Below are 15,618 nucleotides of genomic sequence, written 5' to 3' on the forward strand. Positions count from 1 at the left end.
ATGAAAATAAAACGCAACCGGGCGGCATACTGGATCGCTCTGTTAACGATAGGCTGCCTGCTTGTTCCATCGGGCATAACGAGCGGCAATGAGGATACTTCCTCAGATCCAAGCTTGCGCACATCGGTAACCAATGCTACGTATGCATCGAAGCCTTATGACGTCACCGTCACTGATTCTGCCTATCCCCATATATCGATGGGCTTCGGCAAGAGCGCCGTCATCGACGACAATGAGAGCTTATGGGTATGGGGCGGTCTTAACACGGAAGTGAGCTACGCCTCGTCCAGCCAACCCGAGCTCATCCCGCTAAGCGGCGTTGTCGATGCGCATGTCGGCAGCTACAATATGGCTCTCTTGAAAGACGGCACCGTATGGACCTGGAGCGGCAGCCATGTTGCTACAGGAGCCGGGCAGCTTGTCGACACGAACGATTTGACGGCTTTGTCTTCCTTGCAAAACATTGTACAAATTGCCGGAGGGGCTTCCCATCAGCTGGCTCTGCAGGATAACGGCACCGTATGGGCTTGGGGAAGCAATGCATTCGGGCAGCTCGGCTATGAAGGCACGGCTCACAGTTCGGTTCCCGTGCAGGTAGCGGGACTCTCCGACATCGTTGCCGTGTCCGCCACGGGCTACCATAGTCTCGCCCTCACGGCGGACGGCCATGTATGGGCTTGGGGGGCCAATGACTTCGGACAAGCAGGGAACGGAACTGCGGTTCATTCGCCCACGCCTGTGCTAGTGGAAGGCTTGCAGCAAGTCCAAGCTGTATCTGCCGGCTTCTATCATTCCATCGCTCTGCTGCAGGACGGCACGTTAATGGCATGGGGACAGAACAACTACGGTGAGCTGGGAAGCGGCATGGCAGATAGTTACAGTGACAAGCCAGTTGCCGTATCCCTTCTTAACGATGTGAAATCCGTATCCGCAGGCATGTACTACAACCTGGCGCTGAAATCGGATGGCAGCGTGTGGGCCTGGGGAGCGAATCAATACGGACAGAGCGGCACCGGCATTCCCCAGCATCAGTCGGTTCCCGTGCAGGTACCAGGTCTGACTGCTACCAGCATTGACGCCGGCTTCTATACCAGCGGCGCAATCGGCACCGACGGTCAGTATTATGCGTGGGGCTCCAATGCATTCGGGCAGCTTGGTCATGCCGGCGCAGCCAATGCGTTCACTCCGCAACCGTTGACAAGCATAAACCAACAATAATAACAGCAAAGGGTAAAAACCCGGCCTTCAAGAGGTCGGGTTTTTACCCTTTGTACACTTGAACTATGCATTCAGTTGTTGAAAGTACTGCTGATTCCGGCGAACGGCTTCATGCTCCGGCACATAACCGGCAGCAGCTTCATTATGATTCGCGGCCAGCCCATTCCGGCCCAGCTTGTGGTAGCATACGCACAGCTGCAGATGGGGCAGCCACGTCCAGCACGATTCATTCAGCATCGCCATAGGATCGAGCGGCTTGTCCAGCGACAGAGCCAGCTTGTACCAATAGACGGCGTGTTCGTATTGTCCGGCTTCCAATTCATAATAGCCCAGACGGCAGCAGATCTCTGCCCGGGGAATGGCGAGCGTGAACGCCTTAAGCGCCTTCTCCTTCGCCTCCTGCACTCTCCCCAGCTGGCAGAGGCACTCCGAAGCCTTGCCGCAAGCTTGCAGGCGGTCTTCGATCCAGCCTTCTCCTCGTTCCAAAAACTCGTCGTATCGCCCCAGCGCCCGCTCCCATAAGGAATGATCCATCAGCTCGTTGGCATAGTAATACAAGTCTCTTGCAGAGAAAGGCTTGCCGTCGCGAACCATGTTGTCGTAGATGCTCAAATTGCGCGAAGACTGCTTATGCATGCGCTGATGCGCAACTCCGATGTCTGAATGCTGAATTCGGCCGAACACTTCCAGATATTCATGTACAGCGCCAACCCATCGATATCCGTTGCTTCGCTTCACCAATCGATTGCGTCGCAGACTGGATACAGCGCGTCCGGATTGATCGAACGCCAGCTGATAGTTCATGGACACGGCATCGGTATACCACGCCATCGAGTTCTTCAAGGCAAGCAGCTTCTCTCCGTCTTCCGCGGATACAACATCGTCCGCATCCAGCCACAAAATATACTGCTGCGTCGCTTGCCCGAACGCATAGTTCCTGGCGGCGGCAAAATCGTCGATCCACTGAAAGTCAAGTACGTTGCCGGTGAACTTGCCCGCAATCTCCTTCGTACGGTCGTTCGAGCCGGTATCGACAATGACGATCTCATCGACGATGTGAGCGACACTGCTGAGGCAACGCTCCAGCGTCTGCTCTTCATCTCTGACAATCATGCACAGACTGATCGTGACGGGCCATCTCCACTGATCGAGAACCGGGTCAATACGGAACCCCCACTTCTCCTCCGCAATGCCGCCATTGCGCCGAATCTGCTCCTGATAGGCACCGGGATTGTCCGCGAACGGACCATAGTGCCGCTCATAACGGATATAGCAATCCTTGGCCACATAGAGATCGTAGCCGCCAAGCAGCGCCCGATAGCTCCAATCGTCATCTTCGAAGGATTCCCCCTGGAACCGCTCATCGAAGCCGCCCAGTTGCCGCATCGCTTCCAGACGAACCATTATCAGATGACCCAGCAGACGAGTTACGCGAATATATTCATTCCGATAATGAATGCCTACGCCCTCCGCATAATGAATCATGGCCGACGTATTGTCCGTATTCAGCGAGCAATGCTGAACGCCGCTCAAGCCATGACTAACCGGACCTGCAGCCGCTGCGCTCTCATTGGCCTCCAGACATTGGCTAAGCCGTGGAAGCCATCCCTCCGTCACATACATATGCTCTCTCATCAACACAACGAATGGGGAACGGGCTTCCTTCAATCCCAGGTTATACCCTTCCGCTACACTGTATCCTGAACGCGCCGGCACGACATGCACTTGCTTATTCTGTCGAAGCCAGGACAGCAGCTCGACTTGCTCCTCAGCGACAACGACAATAAGCCGATAAGGCTCTTCCGTCGCCAGCCTGATGTTCACCACACATTCATGCACCGCTTCTTCATGCTCGGCCAGCAGTACAATATCTGTCATCTTGCTCATGGCTTGCACTCACCCCATAGTCGTTCGTTAATTTGCTGGCACTCTTCTCCTGCCGATCGCTCTATTGTAGGGCATGCCGCTTAACAACTATTGAACAACTCATTCAGCTACACCGAGAAGCTGTAACGCGGGCGGCATTCCGCATGTATCAGACCCGGCCATTCCGAAGGCGGCGCAAGATCGACGACCGCCTTGATGCGAATGGTCGCGAAGTCGATTCCAGGCACCTCATCTATAAGCATTCTCTCCGTCATAAGCCCTTGCAGGATACCCGGGAATTGCCGCTCGATCTCCTCGAGCCGATGAATGCCCGTCTCGAAATCCTTGCGCGAAGCGTTGACGGAGCCGATCACACACTTGTTGCGCAGCACAATCTCCTGATTAATGAGATCCGCCGGAATCCTAATATGACGATCTCCTGCACTGACGCCGAGCATAGCCAGCACGCCATTGCTTGCTAGCAGCCTCATGCCTTCGAAGATATAAGGCGTATGCCCGCTGCATTCCCATAACATATCGAATGTCTGCCCTGCAGCCGTCGCGTATTCCGTCAACGTCTCCCCCTCGTCCCTTGCTTCCGCATAGACCGCCCCGCATTGCCTGACCAGCTCGGCATTCACGCTATCGGAAGGCGACTTGGACCATACATGCGTATCGAGCCCAAGGCTTCTGCAAGCGAGCGCTGTCAGCAAGCCAAGTGGACCGGAGCCGGCAATGAGCGCCGCTTGCGGCTGCCATATAAGACGCTGCTGAATGCGAAGCACCTGATTCCACACCTTCTCCACGATGCTCTGCGGTTCGATCAGCACGCCATACGCGGCGCAATCCGCAGGCACCTTCACCAGATATCGGCTGTCTTCCACGATATACTCGCTCAGATATCCGTGCGCCGCCCGAATGCCGCGCTCCGTATATTGGCCGCTCTCGCAGAAGTCCTGCTGTCCGTTGCGGCAGCTTGCACAGGAATAGTCCCGGCAAGGCCGTCGCACAAGCGCGGTGACGAGATCGCCGGCCCGAAAGCCCGTCCCCTTGTCGGCTTCCATGACAACGCCCAGCATCTCATGGCCGATAATAAGCTTGTCTTCGCCTTCCGGCATAACGCCGTACCCCGAAGTGATGATTTCCCTGTCCGTGCCGTCCAGTCCGACTGACAACACCCGCACAAGCACATCGCCCGGATAGCGTCTCCCCGGCATTTCCGCATTGATCAAGTCTACCTTTTGAAGCTCCAGCCCTCCTGTTAACGCAATCGCTTTCATATATCGTGTCCCTCCTACACCTCTCGTAAATGGAAGAAACAGCGGAAGCTGTGATCGTGACAACTGGTACAATTTGATTATAACGATCATTCATGCTGAATAATTATGCTATCCTTAGATCTGTAGCTTGTGGCAGAAGCTGACCGGCAGACTCTAATGACGGCTGTCAATCCCATATTTGCGGGCGGTCAACCCCCATCGTTCTCATATAATTCAACAGCTGTCCGGTATGAATCGCCTCGTGGTAAGGAATGCGCAGCAGCATATCTCCAAGCGGTCTCCTATAGCCGCCTTCATCTTGCAGGTCGATTTGTACGCTGTTCAAGTCGTTTATATCAACGCCCTTAATATAAGCCAGGAATTGCTCGCGATAAGGCTGCGCGAATGCGATTTCGTCATCGACCGATTGGAACTCCCTCCCTTCGAAAGGGTTGTGCAAACCGATTAGCGCCTTGCCGCCTCTTCCGACAAGAACTTGATGAAATAGAAATTCGCCCTGCAGCAAATGCCTAATCGTCTCGGCACAGGTTATGGCGGTTTTGTCCGGCTTCCAATGCAGCATGTCATCCGGTATCGCTTTCCACACCATAATGCTTCTGCGCCTAACTTCTTCACAATTCAATAAGAATAAATCCGTTGCATGCAATAACCGCAGCCCCTTTGCTTGTTTTTCAGGTTTACTATACCAATTATATGGGAAATAGACAATAATTAGCCAACAATACGAACAAGAAATGAGGATGAACAGTGACAACGATTGAGGATTTTCACAAGCTGGATATTCGTATCGGAACGATCGTAAAAGCAGAGTTTTTCGCAGAAGCGCGCAAGCCCGCCATTAAGCTGGAAATTGACTTGGGAGAGCTCGGCATAAAACAATCGTCGGCGCAAATTACGGAGAGATATAAGGCAGAGGACCTCATCGGCCAGCAAGTTGTGGCGATCGTTAACTTCCCGCCAAGGCGAATTGCCGGATTCCGCTCTGAGGTACTGGTGCTGGGCGGAGTGCCAGGCGAAGGAGATGTTGTCCTGCTGAAGCCCGATCAGCCTGTCGGGAACGGCACGCCTGTTGCATGACGGAGCTTCGCTCAATCCATCCGCGCGTCGGGACAGAATCAGCAAGACAGCTTATAGTTCATGCATGGCGATTATCGGATTGGATAGCGTCAATCGGGTAAGGAGGAGGCTGCCATTCGTTGCGCAGCCCGCCTTCCAACACCGCACATACTGTTCGATATGCGGCGGTTCGAGCGCTATTCCTTCAGTCCGGTCATCGCTACCCCCTCGATGAAGTGCCGCTGCGCCAGGAAGAACACGATCAGCAATGGAAGTGTGGCCATAACTGTAGCGCTCATCAGAAGATGCCATGCGGTGCCCACTTCATCCGTGAACAAGGACAAGCCCAACGGCAGTGTCATCAATTCACGATCGTTAATAAAGATCAGCGGGTCAAAAAATTCGTTCCAATTGGTTACAAACGTAAAAATCGTTAACGTGGCAATAGCCGGCTTCGCGATAGGAAGCATAATTTGAGCATAAATGCGGAAGCGCGAGCAGCCGTCGATCATGGCGGCCTCCTCCAAATCCTTCGGAATGGCTATGAAAAATTGCCGCATCACGAATATGCCGAATACGCCCCCGGCGCCGAATATGGGCAGCAGCACTAGCGGAATATGCGTATTGATCCAGCCCAGCTCCCGCATGAACAGAAACATCGGAATTGCCGTCGCCTCATGGGGAATCATCATGGCGCTCAGCAAGATCAGAAATACGATATTCCTCCCGACGAACGGAATTCTTGCGAAGGAATAACCGGCCAGCGAAGCGAAAAAGACCGTGCCTCCGATTACCAAAGCGGCTATATACAGGCTGTTCCAGTAGAACAGATGAAACGGAATGCGCTCGAACACTTCCGCGTAGTTGTGGAATTGGAACGTTGTCGGGAACAGCTTCGGCGGGTATGAAAAAATATGCTGCGGCTCCTTAAGCGATGTGCCGATCATCCATAAAAACGGAATAAGCATTACGCCCGATACAAGCAGCAATACGGCATATACCGCTGCGGCTTCTACTCTGCCCGAGACGGCGGCTTCACGCTTCACTCTCATGGAATACCCACCTCTTTCTGAAATGCCACTGAAGCAGCGTCAACAGCAAAACGACGATAAACAAAATATAGGCCAGTGCGGAAGCGTAGCCTAGCTGGAACAGCTTGAACGCTTTTTCCCAAATATAATAGACGAGCACTTTCGTGCTATTGCTTGGTCCGCCTTTGGTCATCACATAGATTTGTCCGAACACCTTCAATGAGCCGATAATCGTCATAACTACCGTCAGGAACACCGTCGGAGTAATCATGGGGAGAGTCACGTTGAAGAACGACTTCACTTTGCCCGCACCGTCAATAACGGCTGCTTCATGCAGGGAGCGCGGCACCTGCTGCAGCGCCGCAATGAACAGCACCATATTGAGTCCGACATTTTTCAACACACTCGTAACAATGACCGCAGGCATCGCCAGCTTCGTATCGTACAGCCAAGACGGCCCCTGCACCCCAAGCATAAGAAGCAGTTGATTAATGAGCCCTGAATCTGTGGCGAACATATACTTCCACACGATCGCCCACACGATCAGGGAGGTCATCACCGGTACGAATATAGCCGTACGGAACAGCCCTATTCCTCTGAGCGGCTTGGACAACAGCAAGGCCAGCAGCAAGGCCAGCACGATATTCAAGGGGACAAGCCCCGCCGTAAAATATACCGTGTTCCCGAATACTTGCCAGAAGAGCTTGTCTGCTGCGACTTCGCTATAGTTCTCCAATCCGATAAACCTGTGATCGCCCAGCAGAGGCCATTCATTCAAGCTCATGTATAACGACATCGCCATGGGAAAGAACAAAAACAGCATAAATCCAATCACCATCGGAGAAACAAACAACCATCCAGACCACTGCGCTTCCCGGTAAAGAGGTCCTCTCCTTCGTTTATTGTTAGCGTCTCTCATCCGCATCCCCCTTAAGGAAGGGGACGGTTCAAGCTGAACCGTCCCCGACTGCTTATTACCCGTAGCTCTTATTGCAGGCTGCGGTTAACCTCTTCTTCCATCAGCTTCAAATTCTCTTCCGCAGGCATAGCCTGACCGAATAAGCGGTCAAAGCCTTGCAGAATAGCATTGTCGATAACCTGCCAATTGATATGGCCCGGCAATATTCTGGCCTTCTTCATCTCTTCGATGACCGCTTGACGAATATGCTCCTCGCTCGGATTGTTAGGCTGATTGATGAAGAGCTCCGATTCAAGCACAGACTCGCGCGGCGGCACGAAGAATGACGATGTAGCCTGGATGCCCTCCTGACCGGCAAAGTGCTTCAACAGCAGCTTCGCTTCTTCAGGATGCTTGGAATCCTTGAACAGCACGTAACCGGCTTGGCCCAGCATCGGCACAGAGCCCTCGGACCCGGATGGAAGAGGCGCGATGCTCCATTCGAAGTCTGTCACTTCCCTCGCCTTGGATACATAGCTGTACACATCGAAGAACATGCCGACATTGCCTGCCTCGAAGGACACTTGTTCACCCGCTTTCGGATGAGAGCCGTCCTGGAACATCATTCTCTCCAGCATCTTGAATGTCTCGACACCGAATTGGTCGTTCCAAGTAAATTGCGTCATATCCGCGTTGAACGGCCCGCTGCCGTTCGACCAGGAGTAAGAGGACAGCACAATCCATGTACTCCAATCCCGGAAGAAGTTGGCGCCGTAGACACGATTCTTCACATCCGTATTCGTAATGGCCTTGGCCGCCTTCTCGAATTCCTCCCAAGTCCACTTGCCTTCCTTCGCCAATGTATTGGGGTCCGTCAAGCCTGCCGCTTGGAACAGGGATTCATTATAGAACATGACGGACGGAGGCGTGGAGAATGGCAGCCCCAGCAGCTCATCCCCCTTGCGGAACAGGTCCAGGGTGCTCGGAATGTAATCTTCCATATGGAACGCTTCGTCGTCCTTGAAGCCGGATACATCCGCCAATATGCCGTTCGCCATGAACTGCGGCACCATCCGTTCCGCCACCCATGCGACATCCGGCAGCTCTTGCCCCGCTGCCAGTACGGATACCTTCTGTTGATAATCCGGATAAGGCACGGATTCCATCTTCACTGCGATATGCGGATGCTTCTCTGTAAAGCTGTCAATCAAGTCATTATACAGGTCCATATGCGCCTGATTGCCCCACATCAAAAACTTGAGCTCGACCGTCTCTTCGCCGCCAGCTTCATTGCCGTTACCTCCGGCAGGCTGCTTGTCCTCATTCCCCCCGCCGCTGCAACCGACTGTAAGCGCCATCAAAAAAGCAATAATAGCAAATGCGATTGTCCGCTTCATACCTTTCCCCCTCATCTCTTGTTTTCTCGAACATCTTCAGTATAGGAGGATGCGTGAATGGAAGAAATCACGTGAGCTTCAGAAATGGTACGGAATTTTCGTATCTTACTTCGAGCCGTACCGATCGCGATACTCCGTCGCCGTCATCCCTTCCTGCTGCTTGAACATCAGCATGAAATGCTTGGGACTCTGATGGCCCGAAAGTCTGGCGACATCATAAATTTTCAGGCTCGTCTGCGAGAGCAGGCTCTTGGCCTTGTCCAGCCGGATCGTCGAGACATATTCGGAATAGTTCATTCCCGTCTCATTCTTGAACAACTGACTCAAGTAGGAGGCGTTCAGATGAACAATCCCGGCCACAGTCTGCAGGCGCAAATCGCCGTCGACATGGAGCTTGACGTAATCTTTAACGTCACGAATAATTTTCCTGCCGTCCTCTCCGCCTTCTGCTCCTCTCTCATCTCCCCCTGCACCGCAATAACTTACGCCTCTTGACTCGTCCAGCAGCCGCTTGATTTTATCCAGCGCCGCTGCCAACTCAAGGCGTTCGACCGGCTTCAGCAAGTATTCCCTGACACCGTAATTGATCGCCTTCTGCGCATATTGAAATTCTCCGTAACCGCTTATGATGATTACCGGCAGAGCCGGGTATATCTCCTTCACCTTGGAAACCAGCGTCAGTCCGTCCATCTCCCGCATGCGTATATCCGTCATGAGCAAGTCGGGCAATTCCATGCGAAGATACTCCAGCGCTTTCTCCCCGCCGCTTGCTTCGGCAACGACCGCGAATTCACCCGTTGACTGATGGATGAGCTCCTTCAGCCCCTCACGTATCACCTTCTCGTCTTCTACAAGCAGAACCTTATACATATCGCTCACCTCTCAATGCTGACTTATGTCAATGGAATGGTGACGGTAACCGTCAATCCGTATCCTTTGCTTCCGTCTACCGTTACATCGCCTTGATTTCCGTAAATAAACGATATTCGCTCATAAATATTCGAAATGCCGATTCCATGCCCGGCCCCCTTCTTCCAACTGTTCGTGGAGGTGCGTTCCCGCAGGCGAGCATTCCACTCCGCTATCTCCGCATCCTCCAGTCCCGCACCGTCGTCTCGCACCGTAATGAGCAATACTTCCTCGAGGCACAGGGCGGAAATCCATACCTGCCCGCCCCGCTCCTTCGGGTCAATGCCGTGGAATACAGCGTTTTCAACTAGCGGCTGAATCGTCAGCTTGGGGATGAGAATATGCTCCGCCCCGTCCTCGATATCATATTCCACACGAAGCCTTTCGCCGTATCGCATCTGCTGAATCTGCACATATGACCTGACGAACTGCATCTCTTCGCGCAGCGGCACCAGCCTATCCGCCTTATCTATCGTATAGCGCAGCAGCCTCCCAAGAGCAGATACCATATCGGAAGCTTCCATCGCCCCGCTCCTTACAGCCATCATGCTGATCGACTCTAACGTATTGTAAATAAAATGAGGACGAATCTGACTTTGCAGAGCTGCCAGCTCCGCCTCCTTCTCCCTGACTCCCAGCAGCAGCACCTCCTTGAACAATCGCTCAATCTCCTCCATCATCCGGTTGAAGCCCCTTCCCAGCTGACCAAGCTCATCCTGCTGCTCGATTGTGATTCGCTGGTTGAATTGGCCTTGCTCGGCTAAGATCATGCGGTTCTTCAACCGAATTAACGGGCGAGTAAGCCGATAAGCCACTATGATGGCCAGAAGCACGGCGACAAGCACGCACAAGGAGGCGAACCACATCGTGAACAAGCCCAGCTGCCGGGATTCCTTCTGAATCATATTCGTCGGAATAAGTCCCAGTACGGACACCCCCGAATAAGACGAATGCTGTTGAACCAGCATATAGTCCACCTCATGCAATGTGACTCTGTCCGTCTGGTTCAGATGGAAGGAGCTGCCGTTCTGCAGCAATGCCTCGTAAGCGGATACACCCGCCTGACGCTCTGTCTCGAACAACAGTCTTTGATTGCCGTCCATGATGATCAAATGCGCATTGGGCTCGAAGTTCAGATTAGCCAGAATCGTACGGAAAGCCGTCAGCTTCATATCGATTATGATGTAGCCGATCCTCTCCAGCGTGCTCGGTTCGCGAATGGCTCTGGCAACGGAAATCACAGGCTCTGCCACAGGCTTCAGGTAATAGGAGGGCTTATGCTGGGGAACGAGCACCCAAGCGCCGCTTGAGCGCTCTACTTCATCGAACCAGGCGTCGCCTCTTCCATCCCAGACGTTCGGCACATCCATGGCATCGACATTGGAGAAGAAGATGCCGCTGTTGCTTACGATATGAATGCCGCGGATCTCCTCCCGGTTATATGCCTGTGCGGACGTATACAGCTTCATCTTCTGGTAATCCTCCGAGGATGCCCGATCGGCATCGCCCATCGTCCCGTCGTACTTTTTCAATATGGACAGCACCTTCTCATCGTACACCGGCATAAGAGACAAGCGCTGCATCTCCCGCAATGCCCGGTCCAGATTCAAGTTGATCTGCCTGACGAGGTCAATAGTGTACCGCTCTGTCTTGTCGTCCATCGTGGAGGAAAAGTATCGATACGTCACTGCTCCCTGCAGGCTCAATGGCAGCAGAATTAACGCTATAAACAATATGAGCAGCTTCTTGCGAAAATTTAATCTTGATGACCATCCCTTGATGCTTCTGATGTCAATCACCCCATTGTGCATAATTCGGATCGCCTTCAAAAATAAATCCTATTATAGATGATCTCTGTGATTCTGTCACAATCCGTCGGTATTCATCGTCTTGGGACCTCAGAGAACGTTGCCGGTGTTCTGAATCGACCTCCATCCGAACGGGCTGCCTCGACCGAAAGGAAGCTCCGTGCGCCGGGCAGGCACGGGCCGCTGAACTTCTCCGTCCACCCGCAGCGGTCGCACTTGACCGAGCATCAGGATCATGCAGTCATCCACGCTATGCGGTATACTGATAAGAAGATCACCGCAGATGAAGCCAAGCCGACGACAGTGCTGCGGGGCACACTGGATCGTCCCGCTGTGCGCACCGGCTTGACTTGCATCTATGCGGCTGGCGACTGGACGGGAGAAGAAGGTCTGCTGCTGGACGCTTGCGCGGCAAGCGCGGAGAAGGCCTCAGAGCTGGTATTGTCTAACTGATGGAGGGTGGCACAAATGGAGAAGGACGTTCCTGTTCGGGAAGATTGGCTGACGCAATGGTATGGCGAACACCGGCGATATTTGCTGGCTGTCGCTTATCGCATGCTGGGCTCTTATACGGAAGCGGAAGATATCGTACAGGATGTGTTCGTCCGCCTGCACAGCTTGAATCCTGCCGACATCTCGCAGGCTCGGCCCTTCCTGACTCGCATGATCGTCAATCGCAGCATGGATGTACTGAAGTCGGCCCGGATGAAGCGTGTCAACTATGTCGGGCCATGGCTGCCGGAGCCCGAAGTTGCGCGTTATCCGGAGGATGTTAGCGATACGCTTGTTCATACAGAGGCCGTCAGCTACGCGCTGCTCGTCATGATGGAGCGCTTGTCCCCGGGCGAGCGGGCAGTCTTCCTGCTGCACGACATAATGGGCTATAGCTATCCCGACATCGCAGCCATGCTGGAACGGACGGAGGCTTCGTGCCGCCAGTTGATGAGCAGGGCGCGCAAGAAGCTGCAGAGCGACAGGCCGCAAGATCCGCCGCCGCTCCCCGAAGCGCGGCTCATGTCGGAGCGCTTCCTGAGAGCCGTCTATTCCGGCGACCACGAGCAGGTGCTTCAGTGGCTGCATCAGCAAGCCGTCTGCTTCTCGGATGGAGGCGGCAAGGTACATGCCGCCGTCAGGCCGATTGCCGGAGCTGATCGCGTAGCGGCGTTCATTATCGGACTCATGTCGCAGCTCCAGTCCTCACAGGTTGCGGATGCGACATTGGTGCCGCTCATCATTAACGGCGAGCTCGGATTCGGCGTAAGCGAAGGCGGCCGCTGGACTACGGCGATCTCTATCGCCTGGTCGCCGGAAGGCATCCGCTACCTCTATATGGTGCGCAATCCGGATAAGCTGGGGCAGATGCCCTAGCTTATTTTCGCTCCATTCCACTAACTCTCAGCCACTAGCCGTTCCTCCCAAACACAACTAACCGGATTTCATCAGACTCTTGAGAAAGTCCTTTTTGAGTTGGCATGAGAAATCAAAAGTAAATATAAGGTACTCAGGTATTCTTCCACAATGAACCATATTATCGCAATGAAATGGATTTCATGCTGTTATTTTGAGCAATCGTTGGAATCGTGTGCGGGATAAGCGGTTTTAACTGTACCTTTTCCACTTAAAAGGTGTAAATTCGTAGATTTCAACTATCATAACTGCATAAAATCCATTAAACTTTCCGGTACAGCTCAGTGTGCGATCTCCACGCTATTCTCCACGCCAATCTGAACCGGATTGCCCCGATGGGATTGCATCCTCTCCGAAGAAAATATACAATATTGGACAACTCTAGCAACTCAGATAATCTAGTCTAGCAACTACGATATTCAAGAGACATTCTAAACGAAACAGGCGGTGAACGCATGAAGGTTTATGTAAGCGTAGACATGGAAGGGATATCCGGCATTATGCTGCGGGAGCAGCTATTCCGGGGAGAAGCGTTATACGAGGAAGCGCGGCGACTGCTCACACTGGAGGTTAACGCTGTTACAGAAGCGCTGGTAGAAGCGGGAGCTACTCAGATCATTGTGAAGGATGCACATGCAAGCGGATATAATCTGCTTCCGGAGCTGCTTCATCCCGCTGCAGACTACGCTATGGGAGCTACGCGAATAGAGCATCGCTTCCCCGGGCTTACTTCGGACTTCGCAGCCGCGCTACTTATCGGCTACCATGCAATGGGCGGCACGCGCGAAGCGGTCAGAGACCACACGATGTCTTCGCAAGGCTGGCAATCCGTCCAGCTGAACGGGCGAATGATCGGCGAGATTGGACTGGATGCTCTCTTGTTCGGGCTGCAAGGGGTTCCCGTATGCTTCGTGTCCGGCGATGACAAGACGTGCAAGGAAGCGAAGGAAGAGCTTGGCCATGTATCCGTATACGCTACGAAGACGGCTACCGGGCGGCATTCCGCCATCATCAAGCCGCTCGCCCGCTCTCATGCGGAGCTGAAGGAAGCCGTGAAAGCCGCTGTCGAGAACGTACCAGCGCGGTACCAGCCTTACGCCTTGCCCGGTCCGTATGAAGTGACGATGCGCTTCCACCATACCGAACAGGCGGACAGCCGCAGATACGACAACGTCCATTCGGAACGAATCGACGGCGTAACGGCACGTTATCGCCATGAGTCGTTGACGGATTTGCTGGCGATGGTATTTTAAAAATTGCACAGCTGCTCTCCCTCTGAAAGTCCCGGTATGCCGCAAAAGCTGCGATTACAGGCCTCGGCTTCTACCGGGGCCCAGCTGGCGGCAGGAATTCAGGTCTGATTTCACAAAATCATATCGATCCTGTCATAAAACTTTTGCTCCTCCATCTTGGCCAAATACAGCTTCAGTGCATGCCTGAAGGAAGCCATCCCCTCGCTGTCCAGCCCGATATCGGTAAACAGATGATAAGTAGGGACGATCTCCCGATACATATGATAGCGGGACGGACGATTGCCATGCTCCTCGCCGCTCCATTCGGCTGCCGGCTTCAGGCTCGGAATGCTTAACGTCCCTTGCCGTATCGCCAGCTGGGAATCCATAGACACCATATGCTCGACGAGCAGGCGCGCTTCGTGCTTGCATCTCGATCGCTTGTTAATCGCCAGACCGATGATAAGAAGCAGCGTCTTCGGGTCATGGATGCGCGGAAGCGGAGAGATATCGTACCGGAACGGGGCATCGGACAAATAATTCAGACTGAAGTAAGAAGTCATAATCATGGACACATTCTCGTTCAAAAACAGATTCTCCACATCCGCATCATTCTCGGACAAATAGAACGGGAATACATTCTTATCGGAAATAATGCTTCGGAACACGTTCACGCTTTCCATAATTTTAATTTTGTCCCCGCTGTGCAGCTCCACAGCCTTGTCGCGATTCAACTGAATGCCGCTCTGCAGCAAAAATACAGGCCACCGATTCTCCGAAAGCGCATGAAAGCAAAAACCGTATCTCTCCTTGGACGGGCTGGTCAGCTTGGATGCTGTCTCGACCAATTGCTCCCAGCTCCAGCTGCTGTCCGGCTCCAGACAACCCGCTTCGGCAAAGTGGTCCTTATTGTAACACAGCACGACAGGCGAGAAAATGAACGGTTGAACGAACAACTCGCCCGAAGCCGTGAAGGTCTCCGTCAAGTGCGGATAGATGCCGGGATTGGCGGTTAACGGCTCAAAGAATTGCTCCCCAGTCTCGTTAAGCGAGCTGAAGTCCGAATAGTTGAGTGTGACAACATCAATCAGTCCCTGCTGCAAAAAAACTTTAACCGTCTGATGCTCCTCATCGTAGGGAAGCGGAATCAGCTTGACGCGAATATGCGGGTACTTCGCATGGAAGCGCTCCACAAGCTGCAGAATCATGCTTTCCTTCTCCAGCGAAGAGTAATAACCCAGATTCAGAATCACGGCAGGTTCTTCAACCTTCTGCACGATACGGTTGCCTATTCGGGCCACCTTCTCGATCAACCCTTCTTCTACGAGCGTATCCAGCCCTTTTCTTATTGAACTCTTGCTCAATTGAAACTGTTCGCTGAGAGCAGCCTCGGAAGGCAGATACTGTCCCGGCTCGCGCTTCCCCGCAATAATCTCTTCCCGCAATCTATTGGTGAAATCCGTTAACCGCTCTCGAAAGGTCGTACGGCTTGGCTTACTCATACCTATGGACTCCT

General features: G+C 53.3%; 14 protein-coding genes and 1 pseudogene. 5 read left to right on the plus strand and 10 right to left on the minus strand.

Annotation, left to right across the window (positions count from 1 at the left end; translation table 11 throughout):
* Positions 1–1,218, plus strand: a complete 1,218-nt coding sequence (locus M6D81_RS18215) for an RCC1 domain-containing protein (protein ID WP_262678341.1) — start codon at positions 1–3, stop codon at positions 1,216–1,218.
* 63 nt (positions 1,219–1,281) lie between these two features.
* Here the strand turns inward: M6D81_RS18215 and M6D81_RS31855 are convergent, their stop codons facing one another.
* From M6D81_RS31855 to M6D81_RS18235, 4 genes and pseudogenes are all read right to left on the minus strand, one after another.
* A complete protein-coding gene (locus M6D81_RS31855) occupies positions 1,282–2,331 on the minus strand; it encodes a glycosyltransferase family 2 protein (protein ID WP_262678373.1) in 1,050 nt (349 codons plus the stop codon).
* Between the two features lie 135 nt (positions 2,332–2,466).
* Positions 2,467–3,105, minus strand: a pseudogene (locus M6D81_RS31860) (glycosyltransferase); the annotation flags it as partial.
* A 107-nt stretch (positions 3,106–3,212) separates the two neighbouring features.
* Complete coding sequence (locus M6D81_RS18230; RefSeq protein ID WP_262678342.1) at positions 3,213–4,364, minus strand: glucose 1-dehydrogenase; 1,152 nt, start codon at positions 4,362–4,364, stop codon at positions 3,213–3,215.
* Positions 4,365–4,530: 166 nt separating this feature from the next.
* A complete protein-coding gene (locus tag M6D81_RS18235) occupies positions 4,531–5,010 on the minus strand; it encodes a DinB family protein (protein ID WP_262678343.1) in 480 nt (159 codons plus the stop codon).
* Positions 5,011–5,111: 101 nt separating this feature from the next.
* Here M6D81_RS18235 and csaA point away from each other — a divergent pair, with 101 nt between their 5' ends.
* Positions 5,112–5,441 (plus strand): chaperone CsaA, encoded by a 330-nt coding sequence (gene csaA, locus M6D81_RS18240; protein ID WP_262678344.1) that lies wholly within the window; start codon positions 5,112–5,114, stop codon positions 5,439–5,441.
* 176 nt (positions 5,442–5,617) lie between these two features.
* Here csaA and M6D81_RS18245 read toward each other — a convergent pair whose 3' ends face one another.
* The 5 genes from M6D81_RS18245 to M6D81_RS18265 form a co-directional block, all read right to left on the minus strand.
* On the minus strand, positions 5,618–6,472 hold the full coding sequence (locus M6D81_RS18245; RefSeq protein ID WP_262678345.1) for a carbohydrate ABC transporter permease: 855 nt from the start codon (positions 6,470–6,472) through the stop codon (positions 5,618–5,620).
* Positions 6,456–7,370 carry a carbohydrate ABC transporter permease gene (locus M6D81_RS18250; RefSeq protein WP_262678346.1) on the minus strand — a complete coding sequence of 305 codons (915 nt, stop codon included), beginning with the start codon at positions 7,368–7,370 and terminating at the stop codon, positions 6,456–6,458. Before M6D81_RS18250 ends, M6D81_RS18245 begins: the two co-directional genes overlap by 17 nt.
* Positions 7,371–7,438: 68 nt before the next feature.
* On the minus strand, positions 7,439–8,746 hold the full coding sequence (locus M6D81_RS18255; protein WP_262678347.1) for an ABC transporter substrate-binding protein: 1,308 nt from the start codon (positions 8,744–8,746) through the stop codon (positions 7,439–7,441).
* A gap of 105 nt (positions 8,747–8,851) precedes the next feature.
* Positions 8,852–9,616 carry a response regulator transcription factor gene (locus M6D81_RS18260; protein WP_262678348.1) on the minus strand — a complete coding sequence of 255 codons (765 nt, stop codon included), beginning with the start codon at positions 9,614–9,616 and terminating at the stop codon, positions 8,852–8,854.
* Positions 9,617–9,639: 23 nt separating this feature from the next.
* Positions 9,640–11,466: a cache domain-containing sensor histidine kinase gene (locus M6D81_RS18265; RefSeq protein ID WP_262678349.1), complete on the minus strand. Its 1,827-nt coding sequence runs from the start codon at positions 11,464–11,466 to the stop codon at positions 9,640–9,642.
* 45 nt (positions 11,467–11,511) lie between these two features.
* Here M6D81_RS18265 and M6D81_RS18270 point away from each other — a divergent pair, with 45 nt between their 5' ends.
* The 3 genes from M6D81_RS18270 (at position 11,512) to M6D81_RS18280 (ending at position 14,123) form a co-directional block, all read left to right on the plus strand.
* The gene (locus M6D81_RS18270; protein ID WP_262678350.1) at positions 11,512–11,916 is read left to right on the plus strand and encodes a hypothetical protein; all 405 of its coding nucleotides are present in this window, start codon (positions 11,512–11,514) and stop codon (positions 11,914–11,916) included.
* 15 nt (positions 11,917–11,931) lie between these two features.
* Complete coding sequence (sigJ, locus tag M6D81_RS18275) at positions 11,932–12,831, plus strand: RNA polymerase sigma factor SigJ (RefSeq protein ID WP_262678351.1); 900 nt, start codon at positions 11,932–11,934, stop codon at positions 12,829–12,831.
* 494 nt (positions 12,832–13,325) lie between these two features.
* Complete coding sequence (locus tag M6D81_RS18280; RefSeq protein ID WP_262678352.1) at positions 13,326–14,123, plus strand: M55 family metallopeptidase; 798 nt, start codon at positions 13,326–13,328, stop codon at positions 14,121–14,123.
* A 110-nt stretch (positions 14,124–14,233) separates the two neighbouring features.
* Here M6D81_RS18280 and M6D81_RS18285 read toward each other — a convergent pair whose 3' ends face one another.
* Positions 14,234–15,604 carry an extracellular solute-binding protein gene (locus tag M6D81_RS18285; protein ID WP_262678353.1) on the minus strand — a complete coding sequence of 457 codons (1,371 nt, stop codon included), beginning with the start codon at positions 15,602–15,604 and terminating at the stop codon, positions 14,234–14,236.
* Positions 15,605–15,618 lie beyond the last annotated feature (14 nt).

Origin of the sequence: Paenibacillus sp. J5C2022 (genome assembly GCF_025567625.1) — a bacterium.
GTDB lineage: Bacteria > Bacillota > Bacilli > Paenibacillales > Paenibacillaceae > Pristimantibacillus.

What these genes read in the sequence shown, in the direction of transcription:
- M6D81_RS18215 (WP_262678341.1), top strand. Translation starts at nt 1, where the DNA reads ATGAAAATAAAACGCAACCGGGCGGCATACTGGATCGCTCTGTTAACG.
- M6D81_RS31855 (WP_262678373.1), bottom strand. Translation starts at nt 2,331, where the DNA reads ATGATTGTCAGAGATGAAGAGCAGACGCTGGAGCGTTGCCTCAGCAGT.
- M6D81_RS18230 (WP_262678342.1), bottom strand. Translation starts at nt 4,364, where the DNA reads ATGAAAGCGATTGCGTTAACAGGAGGGCTGGAGCTTCAAAAGGTAGAC.
- M6D81_RS18245 (WP_262678345.1), bottom strand. Translation starts at nt 6,472, where the DNA reads ATGAGAGTGAAGCGTGAAGCCGCCGTCTCGGGCAGAGTAGAAGCCGCA.
- M6D81_RS18250 (WP_262678346.1), bottom strand. Translation starts at nt 7,370, where the DNA reads ATGAGAGACGCTAACAATAAACGAAGGAGAGGACCTCTTTACCGGGAA.
- M6D81_RS18255 (WP_262678347.1), bottom strand. Translation starts at nt 8,746, where the DNA reads ATGAAGCGGACAATCGCATTTGCTATTATTGCTTTTTTGATGGCGCTT.
- M6D81_RS18260 (WP_262678348.1), bottom strand. Translation starts at nt 9,616, where the DNA reads ATGTATAAGGTTCTGCTTGTAGAAGACGAGAAGGTGATACGTGAGGGG.
- M6D81_RS18265 (WP_262678349.1), bottom strand. Translation starts at nt 11,466, where the DNA reads ATGCACAATGGGGTGATTGACATCAGAAGCATCAAGGGATGGTCATCA.
- sigJ (WP_262678351.1), top strand. Translation starts at nt 11,932, where the DNA reads ATGGAGAAGGACGTTCCTGTTCGGGAAGATTGGCTGACGCAATGGTAT.
- M6D81_RS18280 (WP_262678352.1), top strand. Translation starts at nt 13,326, where the DNA reads ATGAAGGTTTATGTAAGCGTAGACATGGAAGGGATATCCGGCATTATG.
- M6D81_RS18285 (WP_262678353.1), bottom strand. Translation starts at nt 15,604, where the DNA reads ATGAGTAAGCCAAGCCGTACGACCTTTCGAGAGCGGTTAACGGATTTC.